The organism is Natrinema sp. DC36 (assembly GCF_020405225.1).
In the GTDB taxonomy this organism is placed as follows: domain Archaea; phylum Halobacteriota; class Halobacteria; order Halobacteriales; family Natrialbaceae; genus Natrinema.
The window spans coordinates 3,944,867-3,962,058 of the sequence record NZ_CP084472.1 but is presented as its reverse complement, the minus strand read 5'-3'; the positions used below and the strand labels follow the sequence as shown (position 1 = coordinate 3,962,058).

General features: G+C 65.7%; 20 protein-coding genes. 11 read left to right on the top strand and 9 right to left on the bottom strand.

All coding sequences use genetic code 11. From position 1 onward, the window contains the following. Positions 1-62: 62 nt before the first annotated feature. The 3 genes from LDH74_RS20180 to LDH74_RS20170 all read right to left on the bottom strand — a co-directional run bounded on the left by LDH74_RS20180 (position 63) and on the right by LDH74_RS20170 (position 3,170). Entirely contained in the window at positions 63-1,499 is a 1,437-nt protein-coding gene (locus LDH74_RS20180; RefSeq protein ID WP_226040441.1) for an HPP family protein, read from the bottom strand. A gap of 136 nt (positions 1,500-1,635) precedes the next feature. Next, the gene (deoC, locus tag LDH74_RS20175) at positions 1,636-2,313 is read right to left on the bottom strand and encodes a deoxyribose-phosphate aldolase (protein WP_226040440.1); all 678 of its coding nucleotides are present in this window, start codon (positions 2,311-2,313) and stop codon (positions 1,636-1,638) included. Positions 2,314-2,420: 107 nt separating this feature from the next. Continuing rightward, on the bottom strand, positions 2,421-3,170 hold the full coding sequence (locus LDH74_RS20170) for a hypothetical protein (RefSeq protein WP_226040439.1): 750 nt from the start codon (positions 3,168-3,170) through the stop codon (positions 2,421-2,423). A 351-nt stretch (positions 3,171-3,521) separates the two neighbouring features. On the opposite strand from LDH74_RS20170, the gene LDH74_RS20165 reads away from it, so the two are divergent. The 5 genes from LDH74_RS20165 to LDH74_RS20145 all read left to right on the top strand — a co-directional run bounded on the left by LDH74_RS20165 (position 3,522) and on the right by LDH74_RS20145 (position 7,865). After that, positions 3,522-4,505 (top strand): ribose 1,5-bisphosphate isomerase, encoded by a 984-nt coding sequence (locus LDH74_RS20165; RefSeq protein WP_226040438.1) that lies wholly within the window; start codon positions 3,522-3,524, stop codon positions 4,503-4,505. Between the two features lie 229 nt (positions 4,506-4,734). Beyond that, the gene (locus LDH74_RS20160) at positions 4,735-5,571 is read left to right on the top strand and encodes a DUF63 family protein (RefSeq protein WP_226040437.1); all 837 of its coding nucleotides are present in this window, start codon (positions 4,735-4,737) and stop codon (positions 5,569-5,571) included. Between the two features lie 113 nt (positions 5,572-5,684). Beyond that, complete coding sequence (locus LDH74_RS20155; protein ID WP_226040436.1) at positions 5,685-6,572, top strand: PfkB family carbohydrate kinase; 888 nt, start codon at positions 5,685-5,687, stop codon at positions 6,570-6,572. A 137-nt stretch (positions 6,573-6,709) separates the two neighbouring features. Next, a complete protein-coding gene (locus LDH74_RS20150) occupies positions 6,710-7,012 on the top strand; it encodes a HalOD1 output domain-containing protein (RefSeq protein WP_226040435.1) in 303 nt (100 codons plus the stop codon). 124 nt (positions 7,013-7,136) lie between these two features. Then, entirely contained in the window at positions 7,137-7,865 is a 729-nt protein-coding gene (locus LDH74_RS20145) for a nucleoside phosphorylase (RefSeq protein WP_226040434.1), read from the top strand. A gap of 20 nt (positions 7,866-7,885) precedes the next feature. On the opposite strand, the gene LDH74_RS20140 is transcribed toward LDH74_RS20145, so the two are convergent. Further along, the gene (locus LDH74_RS20140; RefSeq protein WP_226040433.1) at positions 7,886-8,698 is read right to left on the bottom strand and encodes an HNH endonuclease; all 813 of its coding nucleotides are present in this window, start codon (positions 8,696-8,698) and stop codon (positions 7,886-7,888) included. A 114-nt stretch (positions 8,699-8,812) separates the two neighbouring features. Here LDH74_RS20140 and LDH74_RS20135 point away from each other — a divergent pair, with 114 nt between their 5' ends. Continuing rightward, positions 8,813-9,529: an amphi-Trp domain-containing protein gene (locus LDH74_RS20135; protein ID WP_226040432.1), complete on the top strand. Its 717-nt coding sequence runs from the start codon at positions 8,813-8,815 to the stop codon at positions 9,527-9,529. A 92-nt stretch (positions 9,530-9,621) separates the two neighbouring features. Here the strand turns inward: LDH74_RS20135 and LDH74_RS20130 are convergent, their stop codons facing one another. Next, entirely contained in the window at positions 9,622-10,368 is a 747-nt protein-coding gene (locus tag LDH74_RS20130) for a DUF547 domain-containing protein (protein ID WP_226040431.1), read from the bottom strand. 111 nt (positions 10,369-10,479) lie between these two features. On the opposite strand from LDH74_RS20130, the gene LDH74_RS20125 reads away from it, so the two are divergent. Further along, complete coding sequence (locus LDH74_RS20125; RefSeq protein ID WP_226042572.1) at positions 10,480-11,505, top strand: AI-2E family transporter; 1,026 nt, start codon at positions 10,480-10,482, stop codon at positions 11,503-11,505. A gap of 44 nt (positions 11,506-11,549) precedes the next feature. Here LDH74_RS20125 and LDH74_RS20120 read toward each other — a convergent pair whose 3' ends face one another. Next, the gene (locus LDH74_RS20120; RefSeq protein WP_226040430.1) at positions 11,550-12,077 is read right to left on the bottom strand and encodes a winged helix-turn-helix transcriptional regulator; all 528 of its coding nucleotides are present in this window, start codon (positions 12,075-12,077) and stop codon (positions 11,550-11,552) included. A 248-nt stretch (positions 12,078-12,325) separates the two neighbouring features. On the opposite strand from LDH74_RS20120, the gene LDH74_RS20115 reads away from it, so the two are divergent. After that, positions 12,326-12,673: a hypothetical protein gene (locus LDH74_RS20115; protein ID WP_226042571.1), complete on the top strand. Its 348-nt coding sequence runs from the start codon at positions 12,326-12,328 to the stop codon at positions 12,671-12,673. A 77-nt stretch (positions 12,674-12,750) separates the two neighbouring features. Beyond that, positions 12,751-14,004, top strand: a complete 1,254-nt coding sequence (locus LDH74_RS20110; protein ID WP_226040429.1) for a tRNA (N(6)-L-threonylcarbamoyladenosine(37)-C(2))-methylthiotransferase — start codon at positions 12,751-12,753, stop codon at positions 14,002-14,004. Between the two features lie 27 nt (positions 14,005-14,031). On the opposite strand, the gene LDH74_RS20105 is transcribed toward LDH74_RS20110, so the two are convergent. Further along, complete coding sequence (locus LDH74_RS20105) at positions 14,032-14,511, bottom strand: redoxin domain-containing protein (protein ID WP_226040428.1); 480 nt, start codon at positions 14,509-14,511, stop codon at positions 14,032-14,034. Positions 14,512-14,624: 113 nt separating this feature from the next. Between LDH74_RS20105 and LDH74_RS20100 the strand changes: the two genes are divergently transcribed. Beyond that, positions 14,625-14,861 carry a glutathione S-transferase N-terminal domain-containing protein gene (locus tag LDH74_RS20100; RefSeq protein ID WP_226040427.1) on the top strand — a complete coding sequence of 79 codons (237 nt, stop codon included), beginning with the start codon at positions 14,625-14,627 and terminating at the stop codon, positions 14,859-14,861. A 219-nt stretch (positions 14,862-15,080) separates the two neighbouring features. Here LDH74_RS20100 and LDH74_RS20095 read toward each other — a convergent pair whose 3' ends face one another. Together LDH74_RS20095 and LDH74_RS20090 are read right to left on the bottom strand one after the other, a co-directional pair. Further along, positions 15,081-15,971 carry a mechanosensitive ion channel domain-containing protein gene (locus LDH74_RS20095; protein ID WP_226040426.1) on the bottom strand — a complete coding sequence of 297 codons (891 nt, stop codon included), beginning with the start codon at positions 15,969-15,971 and terminating at the stop codon, positions 15,081-15,083. Between the two features lie 97 nt (positions 15,972-16,068). After that, positions 16,069-16,608, bottom strand: coding sequence for an HIT domain-containing protein (locus LDH74_RS20090; protein WP_226040425.1), 540 nt, complete (start codon positions 16,606-16,608; stop codon positions 16,069-16,071). 256 nt (positions 16,609-16,864) lie between these two features. Here LDH74_RS20090 and LDH74_RS20085 point away from each other — a divergent pair, with 256 nt between their 5' ends. Continuing rightward, positions 16,865-17,065 (top strand): hypothetical protein, encoded by a 201-nt coding sequence (locus LDH74_RS20085; RefSeq protein WP_226040424.1) that lies wholly within the window; start codon positions 16,865-16,867, stop codon positions 17,063-17,065. The last annotated feature ends 127 nt before the right edge of the window (positions 17,066-17,192 follow it).

Here is a 17,192-nt window from a genome sequence, read left to right as displayed (position 1 = left end):
CGCAATTCCGTCAAAACTCACGTAATTCCAGCAGCGGACAGTAGTACAGACGCAAACGTCCGCTAGCGGTGGCGTCCGCGGTGGACGATCGCCACGTCCGCCTCGAGATCGCTGAGCTTCCGGAACGTCGGCGGCGAGACGAACCGCGAGGCGGCCGACCGGTCGGTGCTCGAGCCGACGAAACAGACGTCGTACCGGGGCGCGACCCGGGTCAGGTAGGATTCGACAGACGCGTTGGCGACGTGGGTCTCGAAGCGGCCCGAGAACGCGTCGACGAGGTCCGCGAGCGTCCCCTCGGCCGCGCGGCGGCGCGACTCGCGGTCGATGCAGGTGCAGACGCTGATCGGTCGGCCGGGCCCGGTCACCCGGATCGCGAAGTCCAGCATCGCTCGAGCGGTGTCGCCGGCACCGCGGACCGCGACCATACTGTTCTCCCACCGCCGTCGCGGGGCGCCGTTCGAGCGGAACGCGATCACGTCGATTTCGCTGTCGAACAGGCCCGTGAGAAACGACGAGAGACCGCCGCTCTCGCGCTCGGCGTACGGTGCGACGATGAGATCGCAGTTCTGCTGGCGGGCGGTCTGCAGGGTGAGCCCGGCGGACCGTCCGCCGTCGGCCGCAACGACCACCTCGCAGGGGACGTCGTACGCGTCCGCGAGCTCGGTCGCGAACGACTCGAGGCGCTGCCCGGCGTCGCTGGCCGCGCGTTCGGCCGGCGTCAGTTTCTCGCTCCCGTCGTCCGCGGCGGCCTCGGTACCGGCGGGATCGACACGTTGCTCTGCGTCCTCGTCGACCACGTCGAAGAGGACCACCTTCCCCGCGTCGTGTGCGCCGGCGATCGACGCGGCGAAGCGGGCGACCGTCTCCCCGCCGTCAGCCATCGGAACGAGGACGTGATCGTCGCCGCCGGTCGTCCCGTAGAGGTACTGCGCGCGCTGCTCGTAGAAGCGACTCCGCCAGAGGACGAACCCGCTCGCGACGAACGAACTCGAGACGACGATGCCCAGCACGTAGGCGAACTGCGCGTTCCCGGTCACGAGCACGAGCAGCGCGGTCGAAAACGCCGTCGGCTCCTCGAGATCGAGCCCCCACGTACAGAGCCCGGTGAAGAAGATGGCGAGGGCGGCTCCGGCCGCGCTGACACCGCCGCCGGGTAGTCCAGCCGCGGCCGTGAGCGCGAGCGCGAGCCAGCCACAGAGCGCGCCGACGGTCATCCCACCGACGAACTTCCACGGCGTGGCGTACTTCCCCTCGGGATCGGCAAAGAGCGTGTAGGTTCCCGACGCCAGCGGCGGAAACAGCAGGAAGGAGATCTCCGCCGTCATGTTCGTCAGCCACGTCACCGCCGCGATCAACAGCGGGACGAACACCAGTACCGAGAGGTGGAGGAGGTTCCCGGTGTGCTCGAGCCACCGGACGAAGGAATCGAGTTCGCGTCGCTCCAGCCGTCGCAGTCGACTCGCGAGCGCGTGCAGTCGCGCTCGCACCCCCTCGAGCATAGGAATCCGTTGCTCGCGGATCGACCAAAACTGTTCGGCTTCGCTCGGGAGTGACACCGTGTCGAGCATTCCTCGATGATCGGTGCACGGGTCGCGAACTCCGTTCGTCGGGTGAGGACGGCGCTCCGCGTCCCGGCTACTCCGGTGCGCCCTCGAGAATCTCGACCCCGCTCGAGGCCCCGATGCGTTCGGCACCGGCCTCGAGCATGGCGATAGCTTCGTCGTAGCTGCCGACGCCGCCGCTGGCCTTGACGGGGAGGTACTCGCTCATGAGTTCGACGTCGGGAACTGTAGCCCCGGCGCTCACGGCTTCGCCGTTCGCACGTTGCTTCTCCGAAGCAACGCTCGCGAACCCGGTCGAAGTTTTCACCATCGCCGCGTCGGCCGCTCGAGCGGCCTCGCAGGCCCGACGTTTCTCCGCGTCGGAGAGGAGCGCGGTCTCGAGGATCACCTTGACCGGGATCGGCACGGCGGCGACCAGTTCCGCGAGTTCGGCCTCGACGGCCTCGTCGTCGCCGGCCCGCAGGCGACCGACGTTGATGACGACGTCGAGTTCGTCGGCTCCGTCCTGCCAGGCCGTCACGCCCTCGCGTCGTTTCACGTTGGGCGCGTGCTGGCCATGGGGGAAGCCGACCACCGTCGCGAGGGTGACGTTCGGGGCGTACTCGGCGGCCAACTCGACCGCGTAGGGCGGGATACAGGCGTTCATGCCGTGCTCCCGAGCATCATCGAGGACGGCTCGAACGTCGGCGGGCGTCGTCTCGGGGCCGAGAACGGTGTGGTCGATCAGGGGGGCGAGTTCGCTGCGGTCCATACGCGAGCCGACTCCGCGATGAGTGAAAAGCCGCCCGGTTACGGAGAATCGAGGAGAACGCCCCGCCCTTTACGCCGGGGTTCTCGCCTTGCAGAGAGATACCGCAGTTAGGGAATTGCAGAAAACGTCCCGATCTCGATCTCATCGTCGCTGATGTAGCTGGTAGCACCCACCGATCGCGGCTGCCCGTCCTCGAGCGTCGCTCGCGTCTCACCGTCGAGGCGGACGGTGACATCGTACCTTGTCGCCTCGGTGCGCTCGAGACGGCGTTCGATGCCCTCTCCGCTATCGATCGTGTAAGACGCCTCGAGTATCGGCTCGTCGATCGACTCCGCAGGGGACGTCACGACGGCCGTCAGGTCGTGTTCGACGGCATCGAAGTTGACGAACAGAAGGGTGTAGTCGTCCTCCTGTCCGGCTCGCGACCTGATGGCGTGCCGGCCGACTCGCGAAGCGGTGACGCGCTGGACTCGAGTCTCGGTAACGCGATAGGCGCTAACGCCGAAGGCCGCCGACGGACGGTCCGATATCGAGTGGGACGTGGTGATGCTTCCGGCACAGAGCGTCAGAGCGTACGATCCGGATGCGGTTTCTCTGTCGAAAACGGCGTTACAGGAGATGTCAATGGACTCGAGGAAGCCCTGTTCGGGGTCCTCGTAGTCCGAGAGGAGACGGTTGTATCGCTCTACCGTCTCGTACTCCTCGACGAAGTCGACGATCGAATCGGGCGTGAGCCGTTCGGGAGGGGCCGGAGACGCTTTCGATTCGAGAGTGGATTCTCGGTTTTCGTAGAAACACCCGCTCATCCCCAGCACCGAGCTCGCGCCCGCCATCTCGAGGAGCCGCCGTCGGTTCATAATTGGGTAGTAACTGTGTACAATTAAATAGGCTCTCCAAGCACAGATATCGATTGTAGCTATCGGTCGGTAAGCGGCTCCACACCCTGCGTTCCCTCCGTTTCGCTGTGCGTTCCCTCCCGTATCGCTGCAGACGGTAACGCGTCGTTCGGTTCGGACCCCGACAGAGTCAGCCCGGGCGTACTACTGAGGCCCGGACGGCGACCGGTAAATATAGTAGCCACTGAAACGATTTACACACTAATCGCAACGTAGTCGTGCGATTAGATGTGCATCGACTTTCAGTGGCTACTATACTACACGAGGACGACCGACAGTATCCTTTTCAGCTGCCGCATGCAACTGGCTCGCATGCCCGACACAGATCCCGGCACCGTTCCGGCCGTCGAATCCACCGCCGACGACATCGCCGCGATGCGGATCCGTGGCGCGGCGACCATCGCTGACGCGGCCGCCGCAGCGCTGGCGACCCAGGCCGAACGCTCCGTGGCCGAGAGCCCCGACGCGTTCCGGCGAGAGCTCCGGGCCGCCGCGCGGACGCTCTACGAGACGCGGCCGACGGCGGTCAGCCTCCCGAACGCCCTCCGGTACGTGCTTCGGGGGATGACCGGCGACACCGTCGCCGAACTCCGAGAATCGACGATCACCTGCGCCGAGGTCTTCCAGCGCGACCTCGCACAGGCCCAGGAGCAACTCGGCGAGATCGGCGCGAATCGGCTACGAGACGGCGACGTCGTCATGACCCACTGCCACTCGACGGACGCCCTTTCGTGTCTCGAGGCTGCGCTCGAGGACGGAACGGACCTCGAGGCGATCGTCAAGGAGACGCGGCCGCGAAAGCAGGGCCACATCACCGCGCGACAGTTGCGCGAGTGGGGCGTGCCGGTGACGCTGATCGCGGACAACGCGGCCCGCCGGTACCTCGATCGGGCGGATCACGTGCTCGTCGGGGCCGACAGCATCGCGGCGGACGGCAGCGTGATCAACAAGATCGGAACGAGCGGCCTGGCGGTCAACGCCCGCGAGCGGGGCGTGCCGGTGGTGGTCGCGGCTCAGACGATCAAGCTCCATCCGGACACGATGACGGGTCACACCGTCGAGATCGAGATGCGAGACGAAACGGAGGTCCTGTCGGACGAGGAACGGGCGGCGATCACCGGCACGGACGCGAGCGACGGGGCCGAGCTGACCGTCGAGAACCCCGCGTTCGACGTCACGCCGCCGCGATACGTCGACGCCATCGTCACCGAGCGCGGCCAGTTCCCGCCGGAGAGCATCGTGACGCTCATGCGGGAGCTGTTCGGCGAACCGACCGACGATCCGTGGGACGCCTGAGACGGACTCCTGTCGGTCAGTTCCGGCGAACCCGCGACCCACCTTCGAATGTGGCAGGATACAGGTACAACAGACCGCATACCGTATTCGACGACGCGCCGAACCCGTGCCGTCAGCCGAGTCACCGGCCATGATGGCCGTTCGTGACGGTGTACAATCCACAGTATCTCTCCGCCGCTAGTACTCGACAATCGGAAAGTGTTAGTCACTGGTGTGAGCTATGCCCACTATGGTATTACCCGAGGGGTTCGTCGTCCCGCCGTGGTACCTGCTGGTGCCGGTCATTGTCCTTCTCGGCAGCGTCCTCGCGCTGTTGTGGGCGCTCGAGCCGCCGGTGACCGATCGCACGGTTCTGGCGTTCGCGCCGTGGATGATGTTCGGCGCGAGTCTGCACGTCCTCTATAAGTTGGACGCGTTCCAGATAGATGCGTTCCCGGCGAGTATCGAGTCCCTGTTCAGCGCCCCGATGGTCTATGCGGTAACGGCGATCATCGCGGGGGGCATCTGGATCATCGCGATATTTCTCCACGTCGGCGGTCTCCAGCCGACGATTGCGCGGTTCGTCGGGATCGCCGGAACGGCGTTTTTCACCGTCTTCGCGATGTTCGCGATCTTTCGGAGCATCGAAGCGGGGGTCTTCGAACCGTTCTGGCCCGTCATCGCCATCGTCGTCGCCGGTATCGTCACCGCCATCGCCTGGATCGCGTTGAGCCTCTGGTTCACCGACGTCGCAGCGACCACGAGCACGACGGGCGCACTCGTCGTCTTCGGACATACGCTCGACGGCGTCACGACCGCGATCGGCTACGACGTCCTCGGGGCCGCCGAGAGCGTCCCGCTCTCGCTAGTGCTCCTCGAGGCCGGGGAGGCGCTGCCGACGGCCGAGTACATCGGTGCGGGCTGGCTGTTCGTCCTCCTCAAAGTCTCGCTCGCAATGGTCATCCTCGGGCTGTTCCGGGAGTACGTCGAAGAGGAACCGCGACAGGCCCGTACGCTGCTCGCGCTGGTCGCCGCGGTCGGCCTCGGCCCGGCCACCCACAACACGCTGCTGTTCATGGTCTCCTGAGCGATCGAGGAGCCGATCTCCGGCCCCGCAGATCGATATCTCGCGGCGGTACACCCCGCCGCCGCGTTCGCCTAGGTTTTTGCCGGCGGACACCGTCTTCCCGCTATCATCGAATGGATCCGATACCGGTGCTCACGGCCGGCCACGTTAACTGGGACGTAACCCTTCGCGTCGATAGACTCCCCGAACCCGACGGCGAGGCTTCGATCCGCTCGAACCGCCAGTCCGGCGGCGGCAGCGCCGCCAACGTCGCCGCTGCACTTGCGGGTCTCGACATCGACACCGGGTTGATCGGGAGCGTCGGCGACGACGACAACGGCCTGCTCGCCCGCCGCGAACTCGAGGCCGCGGGCGTCTCGCTCGACGGAGTACGGGTGATCGAGGGGGCCGAAACGGCCGTCAAGTATCTCCTCGTCGACGACGCGGGCGAGGTCTCGATCCTCGGCAACGACGGCGTCAACGAAGCGGTCACACCGGACGACCTCGAGCCGGAGCGGGTTCGAGCGGCCGATCACGTCCACCTCACGGGGCAACGCCCCGACACCGCCGCCGCGATCGCTCGGATCGCCAGCGAGGCCGACATTTCGGTCAGTTTCGCTCCCGGCCGCCGACTCGCCGACCGGGAGTACGGTGAGACGCTGGCGCTGGCCGACATCGTCTTCGTCACTGACCGGGAGGCCACCGCGCTGCTCGAGACCGAGTCGGCGGACGCGACGGTCGAGGACCGGATCATCGTCATCACCTGCGGGGACGACGGGGCGGAAGCGTACACGCCGAACGGTTCCGTCGTTCACCCGGGGTTCGACGTCGATCCCGTCGACACGGCCGGTGCCGGCGACGCCTTCGCCGCGGGGTTTCTCGCGACGTGGCTCGAGGGTGCTGACATCGATCGCGCGCTCGCGTACGGGAACGCCTGCGGGGCGCTGACCGCGAGTCGCGACGGTGCGCGGAGCGCGCCGACGGCCGAGGAGATCGAGGACGTTCTGGCGCGACACTCGTGAACCCGTTCTCGCCCCCTCAGTTCAGTTCCCGAAAATCACCCAGGCGCGGGTTCTCACCGGGTGTTGTCTGACGGTAGTTATATGGACGGAGGCGTTGCCCCCTCGAATAGACAGTCACGATACCGTGACTGAGAGACATGACGGAAGGAAGGGTTAACGAGTCCAATGGATGCAGCCTCGACCGGCGCATCCAGTACGAGCGAGACGCGAACGAATCGGCGAGTATTGCTGCTGCGACGGCACTGGCCCAGTATTACGGTGACGACGTCACTGCGACCAGTACGCAGCTGTACGACTACATCGATCCGGACGCGCTCGACAGCCTCTTCGCGGACACGAACCGCGGTGCTGCGCGTGCAAGAGGGACTGTCGAGTTCCAGATCGACGACGCGGTGGTCACGGTCGGACCCAACCGCGTCGACGTTCGTCCGACCGACTAAGCGACGATCGAGTACCGACGGACGGACGGGGAAACTGGGTGGCGTCGAGGATCGCCGTGACGAGTCGGCCGCTCCTCGGCCCTTCCTCGAACCTTTTTTCTCACCGCCGCCGGTATCCGACGGTATGACGACGCAGCCACACCTGCTGGTCGACGAGGGAGACCTGACGGACATCGCGCTTATCCCGGGCGATCCCGGGCGGGTCGATCGTATCGCCGACCACTGCGACGAGTCGGAGACGATCGCCCAGAACCGCGAGTACAAGGTCGTCAACGCCACCTACGAGGGGCGCGAGCTCACGATCTGCTCGACGGGGATCGGCTGCCCCTCCGCCGCGATCGCCATCGAAGAGCTGGCGAACGTCGGCGTCGAGACGTTCATCCGCGTCGGGACGACGGGCGCGCTCCAGTCCGAAATCGAAATCGGCGACATGATCGTCGCGACGGGCGCGGCGAAAAACGAGGGGACGAGCAAGCGATACGAGGCCGTCGAGTACCCGGCAGTGCCGGACTACGACGCGCTCTCGGCGCTGGTCGACTCGGCCGAAGCGAACGACGAGGACGTCCACGTCGGTCCCATCGCCTCCGACGACGCCTACTACGCCGAGACCGACGACGCCGTCGACGACTGGGAGGCCGCGAACTTGCTCTCCGTCGAGATGGAGGCTGCCGCCGTGTTCTCGCTGGCCCGCCGCAAGGGACTCGCTGCCGGCGCGATCTGTACCGTCGACGGGAACCTCGTTGAGGGTACGCAGAAAGGAACCGACACCGAGGACGACGAACTGCCGGACAAAGCCAAGAACAACGTCGGGCGCGCGATCGACATCGCGCTCGAGGCCGCGACAACCCTCTGAGTTCGGCTCCCTCTCCCGCCCTACTGCGCAGTGAGTTGCTCCGCGAGCGCCATCGTCCGATCGGTGAGCGTCTCGGTCGTCTCGGAGGCTCCCTGCAGCGTCTCGTTGATCGTAGCGAAGAGCCGGTCGAACGCGAGCGTCCCGTCCCCGTCCCGCCAGTCGGCCGTCTCGCGGACGGTGAGTCCACAGGTTGCACACGTTGCGCCCGCGCTCGCTCGAACCCCATCGAAACAGCCCTGACACCGCTCGAGGGCCGCCGCGACCGTCTCCCCCAGTGCGACGACCTCGCGGAGCGTCGATTGCAGCTCCGTCGCCGTCTCGGCGAAGGCCTCGAGCGACACCCGAATCTCGGGGCCGACAGTCGATTGGAGGGCGGCGAGGCGCTCGAGGCGGGCGTCGACGATCGCGATCGCGAGCAGGACGTCGCGTCGAGCGCGGCGGTACTCCGAGACGGAGTCGTCGATGTCAGTATCGGTCTCCTCGTCCAGCGCGGACTCGAGAGTCGCGGGCAGCGACGTCGCCAGCGACGCGAAGGCGGCGACGTCCGAGATGGTCGCTCCCTGGAGGCCGGTGGTCTCGCGGACCAGTTCGAACAGTTCGTCGCTCTCGACGGCGTCCGTCGAGGGGTCGGACTCGAGCGTCCCGAAACAGTCGTCACAGACGGTTACGAGTGCGCTCTCGTGGACCTCGCCCTCGAGCGGCACGTCGCCGACGGGGGAGGGCCGGAGCGTCGTCGGTTCGTCGTCGCCGCCGACCGCGTCGCAGTGGCGACACGTGTACGCGTCGCGCTCGAACACGGCATCCCGGTCGGCGTGCCAGTCGCGTGCAGTCACGGGCGAGCGAAGACAGCGCGGCGACAAAAGCGCTCCGACGGGAGACGCTCCCGACGGCCGGTTCGATGCGGTGGCAGCGCGAAACACTAACCCGGAGGCTCTCGTAGCACCGGTATGGCCGACGAACCGGACGACGCGGACCGACCGGACGAATCGGAATCGGACGAGGAAGCGGCGTTCGAACTCGAGCGGGCGTACGACCGAGCGGACCTCGCCGCCGTCTTCCGCGAGTTCGCGACCGCCTTCGAGTCGGGGCGCTCACTCCGACTGGACAGCGACGATCGGAGCGTCGATATTGCGGTGCCACAGCGCGTCGTCGCCGAGTTCGAGACCGAACGCGAGTCCGACGCGGAGCCCCCGGTCGCCGAACTGGAACTCGAGATCGAGTGGGACGATCCCGACGGCTCGAGCCTTCGGGTTACCGACCGCGACGCCCGCGATACCGCCGAGGATCGCGACCGGTCGGCGGCTGCGGACGCCGATTCGACGGCGGTGATGCCCCTCGAGGGAGTCGCCAACCGGGACGGAGCCGGTTCGGAAGATGGCAACACCGAGGAAGCAACGGCAACGGCGGAGACGGACGCGACGACCGAAGGAGCGGGAACTGCCGAGGGGACAGCGGCTACCGATCGAACGGGGAGCTCCGAGCGGACCAGCCGCTTCGAAGTCTACGAGGACAAGGCGGGCCAGTGGCGCTGGCGGCTCGTCCACTGGAACGGCAACATCGTCGCCGACAGCGGCGAAGGCTACTCCTCCCGTTCCAACGCCGAACGAGCGGCCCGAAGCGTCATGCGCAGTGCTCCGTCCGCCACGATCCAGCGGCGCGACTGAGACGGTCCGTTGTATCGATTTGCCGGAGCAACCGCAGGACGGTTCGCGGTTGCTCCGGAAATGACTGACAGCAGTCCGTACGAGCCGAGGAACTACCGCCGGATGTCGTCGCCGTGGCCGTCCATATCGACATCGAGGTCCGCCGACCAGTCGATGCGCTCGTACTCGAGCGACGGGGTCGCGTCGGGCGGGACAGCGTTGTACTCTCGGAGGAACGCGACGATACCGCTCGTGCCCCTGAAGTCGCCACGATACCGCCGGAAGAGCCGCGGGACCGTCGCAGTGCCGTCCTCGGGATCGTAGGTGACGTTCTCCTCGAGGAACCACTCGATGGCGATATCGAGTTCCTCGTCGACGTCTCGCGGCGAGTAGATCGCGGTCGGGGGGCAGTGGTCGTCGCCGTGGCTCAGCGCGAAGTGGATCCGCGGATCGCACTCCGCGAGGCGGAACTGGCGCTCGAACGCCGTGGGAAACGGCCGCGGGAGGTAGCCGAGGCCCCACGGCAGTTTCGAACTACGGAGCAGCCCGTGTTCGATGTCGTTGAGACTCAGCCAGACTCCGCTGACAGGAACCTGATCGCGCGCGAAGAACTTCCACTGGTCGAGCAACCCGCCCTCGAACAGGTCATCGTCCGCCTCTTCCTCCAGTAGGAGCTGGGCGTACGCGTTGTAACAGTTGAGCCAGAAGGCCAGTTTGCCCTCGCGATTGGACAGCGCTCGGTCCAGCTGCGACCGCTCGAGCGTCGCGAGGCGCTCCCGAAACGGATCGGCGTCGCCCTCCGTTTTGACCGCATAGAGGAGATCCGCCGAGAGCGAGAGGGGATCGAGCTGAGTCGACATTCGTGTGGAAGTTCACCAACCAGGCCCTTGAAGCCGTGTGGCGGCTCTATGCGACAGTCCTGCCTGAAGACACGTTCAAGCCGTGGTTTTATTTCGATGACGGCCGAAATAATGGCCGTGAATCTCAGCAAGGGATTTCTCCTGTTCCTCGTCGGGGTCTTCGCGTACCTCTCGCTGTTGCTCGCGCTTCCGTTCCTCCAGTACATCCTCGGGGGCATTCTCGTCGCCTACGTCCTCTATCCGGTTCAGGGACGCCTCGAGCAGCGGGTCTCGCCGTCGATCGCCGCCTTCGCGCTCGTCCTGCTGGCGGTCGCAGTCGTCATCGTCCCGCTCGTCGTCATCGTCGTGGTGGTCGCCAGCGACGCCCGGCGACTCATCGAAAACGCCGATCCAGACTCGTTCCAGACGGCCGAACTCGAGCGACTCATCGAGGAGCAAACGGGCGTGAGCGTCGATATCACGTCCACGCTGGCCGACTCCGCCCAGGGAATCGGCGGGATAGCCCTCGAGCAGTCGACCGCCTGGTTCAGCGCGCTGACGCACACCCTCGTCGGACTCGGACTCGCGATCTTCCTGCTTTACTACCTGCTCAAGGACGGGGGCGACCTACTCGCCTGGATTCGGGAGTTGACGCCGCTCCCGGACGAGGCCCAGGACGACTTCTACCGAGAGCTGGACGCGGTGATGTGGGCCGTCCTCGCGGGCCACGTCCTGATCGCGATCATTCAGGGGTCCATCGCCGGGCTGGGGCTGTTCGCGACCGGCGTGCCAAACGCCGTGTTCTGGACGGTCGTCATGATCATCCTCTCGCTGATCCCGCTCGTCGGGTCGTTCCTGGTGTGGGGGCCGGCCGTGCTCTTCCTCTTCCTGACGGGCGAACCGCTACTCGCCGTTGCGCTCTTCGCCTACAGCACGGTCGTCGTCGGGCTCTCGGACGACTACCTCCGTCCGCTCCTCGTCGACCGCTACGCCGATCTCAACCCCGCCGTCATCATCCTCGGTGTCCTCGGCGGCGTCTACGCCTTCGGCATCATGGGGCTGTTCTACGGCCCCGTCCTTCTCGGCGCGCTGATGGCGACGATGGACGTGATGAAAGACCACTACAACTCGCTCGAGGACATCCACGGGATGCAATAACTGTCGAAACGGCGTCAAACTGCAGTGACGGACGGACGGAACGGCTACTGCGTCTCGTCGGTGCTCGCGAGTAACTCGTCGACGAGCCGCGTAAACCGATCGATAAGCCGATCGGGCACCGTCGGCGTCACCGTCGTCAACAGCCGGCCGGTCGCGTCGGGATTTGCGAGCGTGAGGACGACGCGGTTTCGCTCGTCGTATCGTTTGTCGACGATCTCGTGGTCGACCAGCCGATCGAGGTGGTACTCGAGCGTGCTGCGGGCGACACCGAGCGCATCGGCGACATCGGCGGGCGCGGCAGGTTCGCGTTCGATCAGGTGGGTGACGATCTCGCGAGTGGTTTCCCGACGGAACAGCGCCAGCGCGGTCCGCTCCCACGCGTCGTACGCCGGCGGGTAGTAGTGAGTCCGGCCGTACCACTCCTCGCGGACGAGTCGGTCGTCCTCGAGCAGTCGACGGACGTGGTACTGGACCTGCCCCGGTGCGAATGCCGACTCCCTGACGAGTTCGTTGAAGTGAACGCCGGCGTTGGCGCGAACGTGGGCGTGAATCTCCTGGCGTGTCTCTGTCATCTGTGGCTGTGACTCCCCCTCGGTCGGGTCGTATCGTCGCCTAGCGCGACGGTCTATATAACGAGTCTCCCGCGTTCCCAGTCCCCGAGAACCGGTCGCTCGCGGCCTCGAAAGCGCGACGATGGTCGAAGAAGGTTCCGCCGAGCGTCGGGGAAGAGTCCGACGACTCGAGCGAGTAGCGACTACCGGATCGAGAGAGGTACCGAAGCGAATAGGTGGCTGTCCGCCCGAGTACGGGTATCGATCGCATGGTGCTCGCAATGTCGTTCGCCGACGAGTGGCTCGATCCGCAGCTCGCGCCCATCCTCGTCGCGGTGATCGTCCTCGCCGTCGTCGGTACGACGGCGCTGTTCGTCGTCGGACTCGTCGCCTATTCTCGGCGTCGGACGACCCGGTACTTCCTGATCACCGTCGTTCTGGGCGTGCTGGTCGTTCGGTCGGTGACCGGACTGGGAACCGTCCTCGGACTCGTCCCCATGACGGTCCACCACCTCGTCGAACACGGCTTCGATTTCCTGATAGCCGTGCTGGTCCTCTACGCGGTCTATCGAAGCGGCCCGACGGGCGGGGCCGGTTCTCGAGCGCCCGACGAGTGACGCCGGTTCGCCGTCGCTGCGAGCGGCCGGATCCGTCGGGCTTTTGGCGTCCCGCACCCGACGATGTGACGAGACGGATGGCCCGGTATCACATCGAAACGTACGGGTGTACGTCGAACCGCGGGGAGAGTCGCGAGATCGAGCGACGGCTCCGCGACGCGGGTCATCATCAGGTCGACGGTCCCGACGAGGCCGACGTCGCCATCCTCAACACCTGCACCGTCGTCGAGAAGACCGAGCGCAATATGCTCCGGCGGGCCGAAGAGCTGGCCGACGAGACGGCCGACCTCTTCATTACGGGCTGTATGGCCCTCGCACAGGGCGAGGAATTCGCGCGGGCGAACGTCGACGGTCAGGTCCTCCACTGGGACGAGGTACCCGAAGCCGTCACCAACGGCGAGTGTCCGACGACGACTCCCGACGCGGAACCCATCCTCGACGGCGTCGTCGGCATCCTCCCCATCGCGCGCGGGTGCATGTCCGACTGCTCGTACTGCATCACCAAGCAGGCCACCGGCAAGATCGACTCGCCGCCGATCGAGGAAAACGTCGAGAAAGCCCGCGCACTGATCCACGCCGGCGCGAAGGAGATCAGAATTACGGGCCAGGACACCGGCGTCTACGGCTGGGACGAGGGCGAGCGCAAACTCCACCGCCTGCTCGAGGAGATCTGCGAGATCGAGGGCGATTTCCGCGTTCGCGTGGGGATGGCCAACCCGAAGGGCGTCCACGGCATCCGCGAGGAGTTGGCCGACGTCTTCGCCGCGAACGAGGAGCTGTACGATTTCCTCCACGCGCCCGTTCAGTCCGGAAGCGACGACGTGCTAGGAGACATGCGACGCCAGCATCAGGTCGAGGAGTACCTCGAGGTCGTCGAGACCTTCGACGAAACCCTCGACTACTGGACGCTGTCGACGGACTTCATCGTCGGCTACCCCACCGAAACCGACCACGGCCACGCGCAGTCGATGGCCCTGCTCCGCGAGACTCGCCCGGAGAAGATCAACGTCACTCGCTTCTCGAAGCGCCCCGGCACCGACGCCGCCGAGCTGAAGGGACTGGGCGGCACGGTCAAGAAGGAACGCTCGAAGGAGATGAGCGCGGTCAAGCGCGACATCGTCGCCGACGCCTACGAAGAGATGGTCGGCGAGACGCGCGAGGACGTTCTCGTCGTCGAGCAGGGCACCGCCGACTCCGTGAAGTGTCGCGACTCGGCCTACCGGCAGCTCATCGTGCAGCACGCGAGCGACTACGGCCTCGAACCCGGTGATTTCGTCGACCTCGAGGTAACGGCCCACGAGACGATGTACGCGTTCGGAACGCCGATCTGACGCGACGGCTGCTTCTTTTCGACCCGTTCAGAGGGCTGCAACGGCCTCCTCGATCTCCTCGCGGGGGAGCGGCGAGATCCAGTCGTCCGCGACGAAGGCGTACCGCACCTCGCGGTCGGGGTCGAGGACGAACGCGGAGCGCCACGGGGTCGAGACGTTCGCCATGTGATCGCGGTCGGCAAGCAGATCGAGCGAATCGCCGATCTCACCGTTCACGTCGGCGAAAAAGCGAAATCCCGACTCGTCCAGCCAGCGGAGGAACTCGTTTTGCGCGTAGGGGCCGTCCCGGCTCACGCCGAGTACCGAAACGTCGTCGAATTCGCCCCAGCCGGCGCGAACGAACTGTTTCCACCAGTTCTGTGCGATAGCGCTGAACGCGAAGCCGGTCGAGACCAGAACGCCGCCTCGAGCGCCGAGCGCGTCGGCAAGCGTCGTCGAGCGGAACGTTTCGCCGTCGCAGAGAAGCGCCTCGAAGTCCGGAGCGGTCTCGCCCTCGGTCGGTGGCATACCCGAGTACTCACGCGCGGGGAGAAAAAACTCCGCTCCGAGATCGATCCGAGCGGGGACGAGTTGCCGCAGTTCGGCGTACCCTTATCAGTGATCGCGTACAATCCGTACCCATGCTCACGCTCTACCAGTTGGAAGGCTGCCCGTACTGCGAACTGGTCGCCGACCGCCTCGACGAACTCGAGATCGACTACGACAGCGTCTGGGTCGAGGGGCTGCACTCGAAGCGCGACGAGGTCAAGCGCGTCTCGGGCCAGCGACAGGTCCCCGTCGTCGTCGACGAAGAGTACGGCGTGACGATGGCCGAATCGGAGCGGATTCTCGACTACCTCGAAACGACTCACGCCTGAGACGGACTCCCGTCAGTCGGTTTCGGCGTACCCGCGAACAGCCATCGTGTGCGCCCGAACGCAGTGACGGCAGACCGACCGAGTCCGGTTCCGAGTCCGAGCCCGCTCCGTCCGTTACTCCTCGAGTCCGTGCGGATCGAACCCGGGGCACTCGTCCCCGGGCGACCGATCGTCGAGCGAGGCGACACCGCAGCCGTTCGGCCGCTTCCCCTCGAGGGATCACTTCCCGCTCCCGTCGCCGATATCGTCGGTACCCGCTCGAGCTCCCGGTGCTCGGCCGGCGCTGATCGACTCCTCGAGCGCCCGCGGCGTCGCCGCCCCGAGATCGATCCCCTCCCGCTCGAGGCGCGCGACGATTTCGCGGGCGTACTCCGAGCGGATGCGGCCGTACGTGCTGCGGTCCGGGTCGGCGATCCAGAACAGCGCGACGACCTGTACCGCGTCATCGAGGGCCGCGATCCGAGCGGTCGGCTCGGGGTTCGCGAGGATTTCAGGGTGGTCGACCGCGACATCGGTCAAAACGCGGGAGACGGTATCGAGATCGTCGGCGTAGCTGACCGCGACCGGGACCTGCAATCGGAGTCGATCGTTCAGGACGGCGTTGGTGACCGTGCCCGCCGTCAACTCCGAGTTCGGTACCGTGACGGTCTCGTTGTCGAACGTGCGGACGCGCGTCGACCGGAAACTGATGTCTTCGATGATTCCCTCCTGATCGTCCCAGCGGATCCAGTCGCCGATGTTGAACGACGGATCGGTGACGATGAACACGCCGCTGACGAAGTTTCCCACCGCGTTCTGGGCGGCGAACCCGAGCGCGACCGTCAGCGCGGCGACCAGGATCGCCGCCCGGTCGAGAACGAAACTGAGGCCGGCGATCGAGAGTCCGATTACGACGGCGGCCGCGATCACGCTGATGGCCACGACTCGCTCGAGGCCCTGCTGAAGCGTCCGTTCGGTGCCTCGATACCGCAACGCAGTACTCACGAGCGGCTGAACGGCGAACCGACCGATCGCGTACACCAGCGCGACCGTCACCAGAAAGGTCGCGACGTTGTCGAGCAGGGAGAGATACGCCGCGATCAGTTCCTCGAGCCGAGTCAGTTCGGACACGCGTCCGGCGTTCGACGGGAACGCGCACAAGGATTGGGCCGGCAGTCGCACCGGCGGTCGGGATCAGGCGACGAAACGGGAGTAACGGCGGCAACCGTTACTCGAAGACAACGGCGCTGTCCTCGCCGGGAACGGTCGCCCCGTCCTGGGCGGTGAACGCGTCGTGGACGTGCTCGTAGGTGGCCTCGAGCGCTTCGACGATCACCGTGGTATCGCTCAGTACCGGCATGAAGTTGGTGTCGCCCTGCCACCGCGGCACGACGTGGGTGTGCAGGTGATCGTCGATCGAGCCGCCGGCTCCGTCGCCGAGGTTCAAGCCGGCATTGAACCCGTCCGGCTCGAGTGCGGCCTCGAGTGCGTCGAACGTTCGCTGTTTCAGGCGTGCGTGATCGAGCAGGACGTCGTCGTCGAGAGCGGTGTAGTTGCCGGTGTGGACGTGTGGGATGACCATCAGGTGCCCCGGATTGTACGGATAGTTGTTCAGCATGACGAACGCGTGCTCGTTTCGCGCGACGAGCAGGTTCTCCCGATCGGTCCCCTGTTCCGGCAGTTCGCAGAACACACAGTCCTCGATATCGGGGTTTTTGTCCTCGCGTCTGATCCACTCGATCCGCCACGGTGCGAACACCTGTTCCATATTCGATACCACTCGAGGCGCGCCTAAAGCGTTTCAGTCCGCACGTTCTCGCGTCGATCACGTCGGGATATACCCCCGTTGCTGTATGTTACAATAGGGCATAATACCGCTATAACGAGTAGAGAAACGATTCTAAACGATATCGGATCTTCTGAGCCGTTATTTCTGAGAAGTTAATGCCGTCTTGCGGTTTTTACGACTCAGATTTCAAAATGAAGGATGGGTTTAAGACGAGGCTACAACAAGTAATTCGGTAATGGCAACGACTGACGACTCCTTCAACGGGATGACCGAGCGCTGCGACGCCTGTGAGCTAGAAACGCTCCACGAAGTGTCCGTCCAGATCAGGACCGAGAGCCTCAAGAAAGAGAACGCCCAGTTCTCCCGCGAGCCCTACCGCGTCCGCGAGTGCCAGCGGTGCGGGAATCGCTCGAGTCAACGGATGAACAACGCCTGAGACGGCGTACTGTACCCAACGACAACCGCCGTATCGCCGAGCAGACGATCCGTCCGTGCGACCCGTCCTCCTGCGTTCTCTATTCAGCCGACGCGGCGTTTTCGCTCGGTTTTCAGACCACCGGTCG

What these genes read in the sequence shown, in the direction of transcription:
- LDH74_RS20180 (WP_226040441.1), bottom strand. Translation starts at nt 1,499, where the DNA reads ATGCTCGAGGGGGTGCGAGCGCGACTGCACGCGCTCGCGAGTCGACTG.
- LDH74_RS20110 (WP_226040429.1), top strand. Translation starts at nt 12,751, where the DNA reads ATGGCCCGGTATCACATCGAAACGTACGGGTGTACGTCGAACCGCGGG.
- LDH74_RS20085 (WP_226040424.1), top strand. Translation starts at nt 16,865, where the DNA reads ATGGCAACGACTGACGACTCCTTCAACGGGATGACCGAGCGCTGCGAC.
- LDH74_RS20135 (WP_226040432.1), top strand. Translation starts at nt 8,813, where the DNA reads ATGGCCGACGAACCGGACGACGCGGACCGACCGGACGAATCGGAATCG.
- LDH74_RS20145 (WP_226040434.1), top strand. Translation starts at nt 7,137, where the DNA reads ATGACGACGCAGCCACACCTGCTGGTCGACGAGGGAGACCTGACGGAC.
- LDH74_RS20170 (WP_226040439.1), bottom strand. Translation starts at nt 3,170, where the DNA reads ATGAACCGACGGCGGCTCCTCGAGATGGCGGGCGCGAGCTCGGTGCTG.
- LDH74_RS20165 (WP_226040438.1), top strand. Translation starts at nt 3,522, where the DNA reads ATGCCCGACACAGATCCCGGCACCGTTCCGGCCGTCGAATCCACCGCC.
- LDH74_RS20105 (WP_226040428.1), bottom strand. Translation starts at nt 14,511, where the DNA reads ATGCCACCGACCGAGGGCGAGACCGCTCCGGACTTCGAGGCGCTTCTC.
- deoC (WP_226040440.1), bottom strand. Translation starts at nt 2,313, where the DNA reads ATGGACCGCAGCGAACTCGCCCCCCTGATCGACCACACCGTTCTCGGC.
- LDH74_RS20155 (WP_226040436.1), top strand. Translation starts at nt 5,685, where the DNA reads ATGGATCCGATACCGGTGCTCACGGCCGGCCACGTTAACTGGGACGTA.
- LDH74_RS20090 (WP_226040425.1), bottom strand. Translation starts at nt 16,608, where the DNA reads ATGGAACAGGTGTTCGCACCGTGGCGGATCGAGTGGATCAGACGCGAG.
- LDH74_RS20160 (WP_226040437.1), top strand. Translation starts at nt 4,735, where the DNA reads ATGGTATTACCCGAGGGGTTCGTCGTCCCGCCGTGGTACCTGCTGGTG.
- LDH74_RS20100 (WP_226040427.1), top strand. Translation starts at nt 14,625, where the DNA reads ATGCTCACGCTCTACCAGTTGGAAGGCTGCCCGTACTGCGAACTGGTC.
- LDH74_RS20120 (WP_226040430.1), bottom strand. Translation starts at nt 12,077, where the DNA reads ATGACAGAGACACGCCAGGAGATTCACGCCCACGTTCGCGCCAACGCC.
- LDH74_RS20150 (WP_226040435.1), top strand. Translation starts at nt 6,710, where the DNA reads ATGACGGAAGGAAGGGTTAACGAGTCCAATGGATGCAGCCTCGACCGG.
- LDH74_RS20125 (WP_226042572.1), top strand. Translation starts at nt 10,480, where the DNA reads ATGGCCGTGAATCTCAGCAAGGGATTTCTCCTGTTCCTCGTCGGGGTC.
- LDH74_RS20115 (WP_226042571.1), top strand. Translation starts at nt 12,326, where the DNA reads ATGGTGCTCGCAATGTCGTTCGCCGACGAGTGGCTCGATCCGCAGCTC.
- LDH74_RS20130 (WP_226040431.1), bottom strand. Translation starts at nt 10,368, where the DNA reads ATGTCGACTCAGCTCGATCCCCTCTCGCTCTCGGCGGATCTCCTCTAT.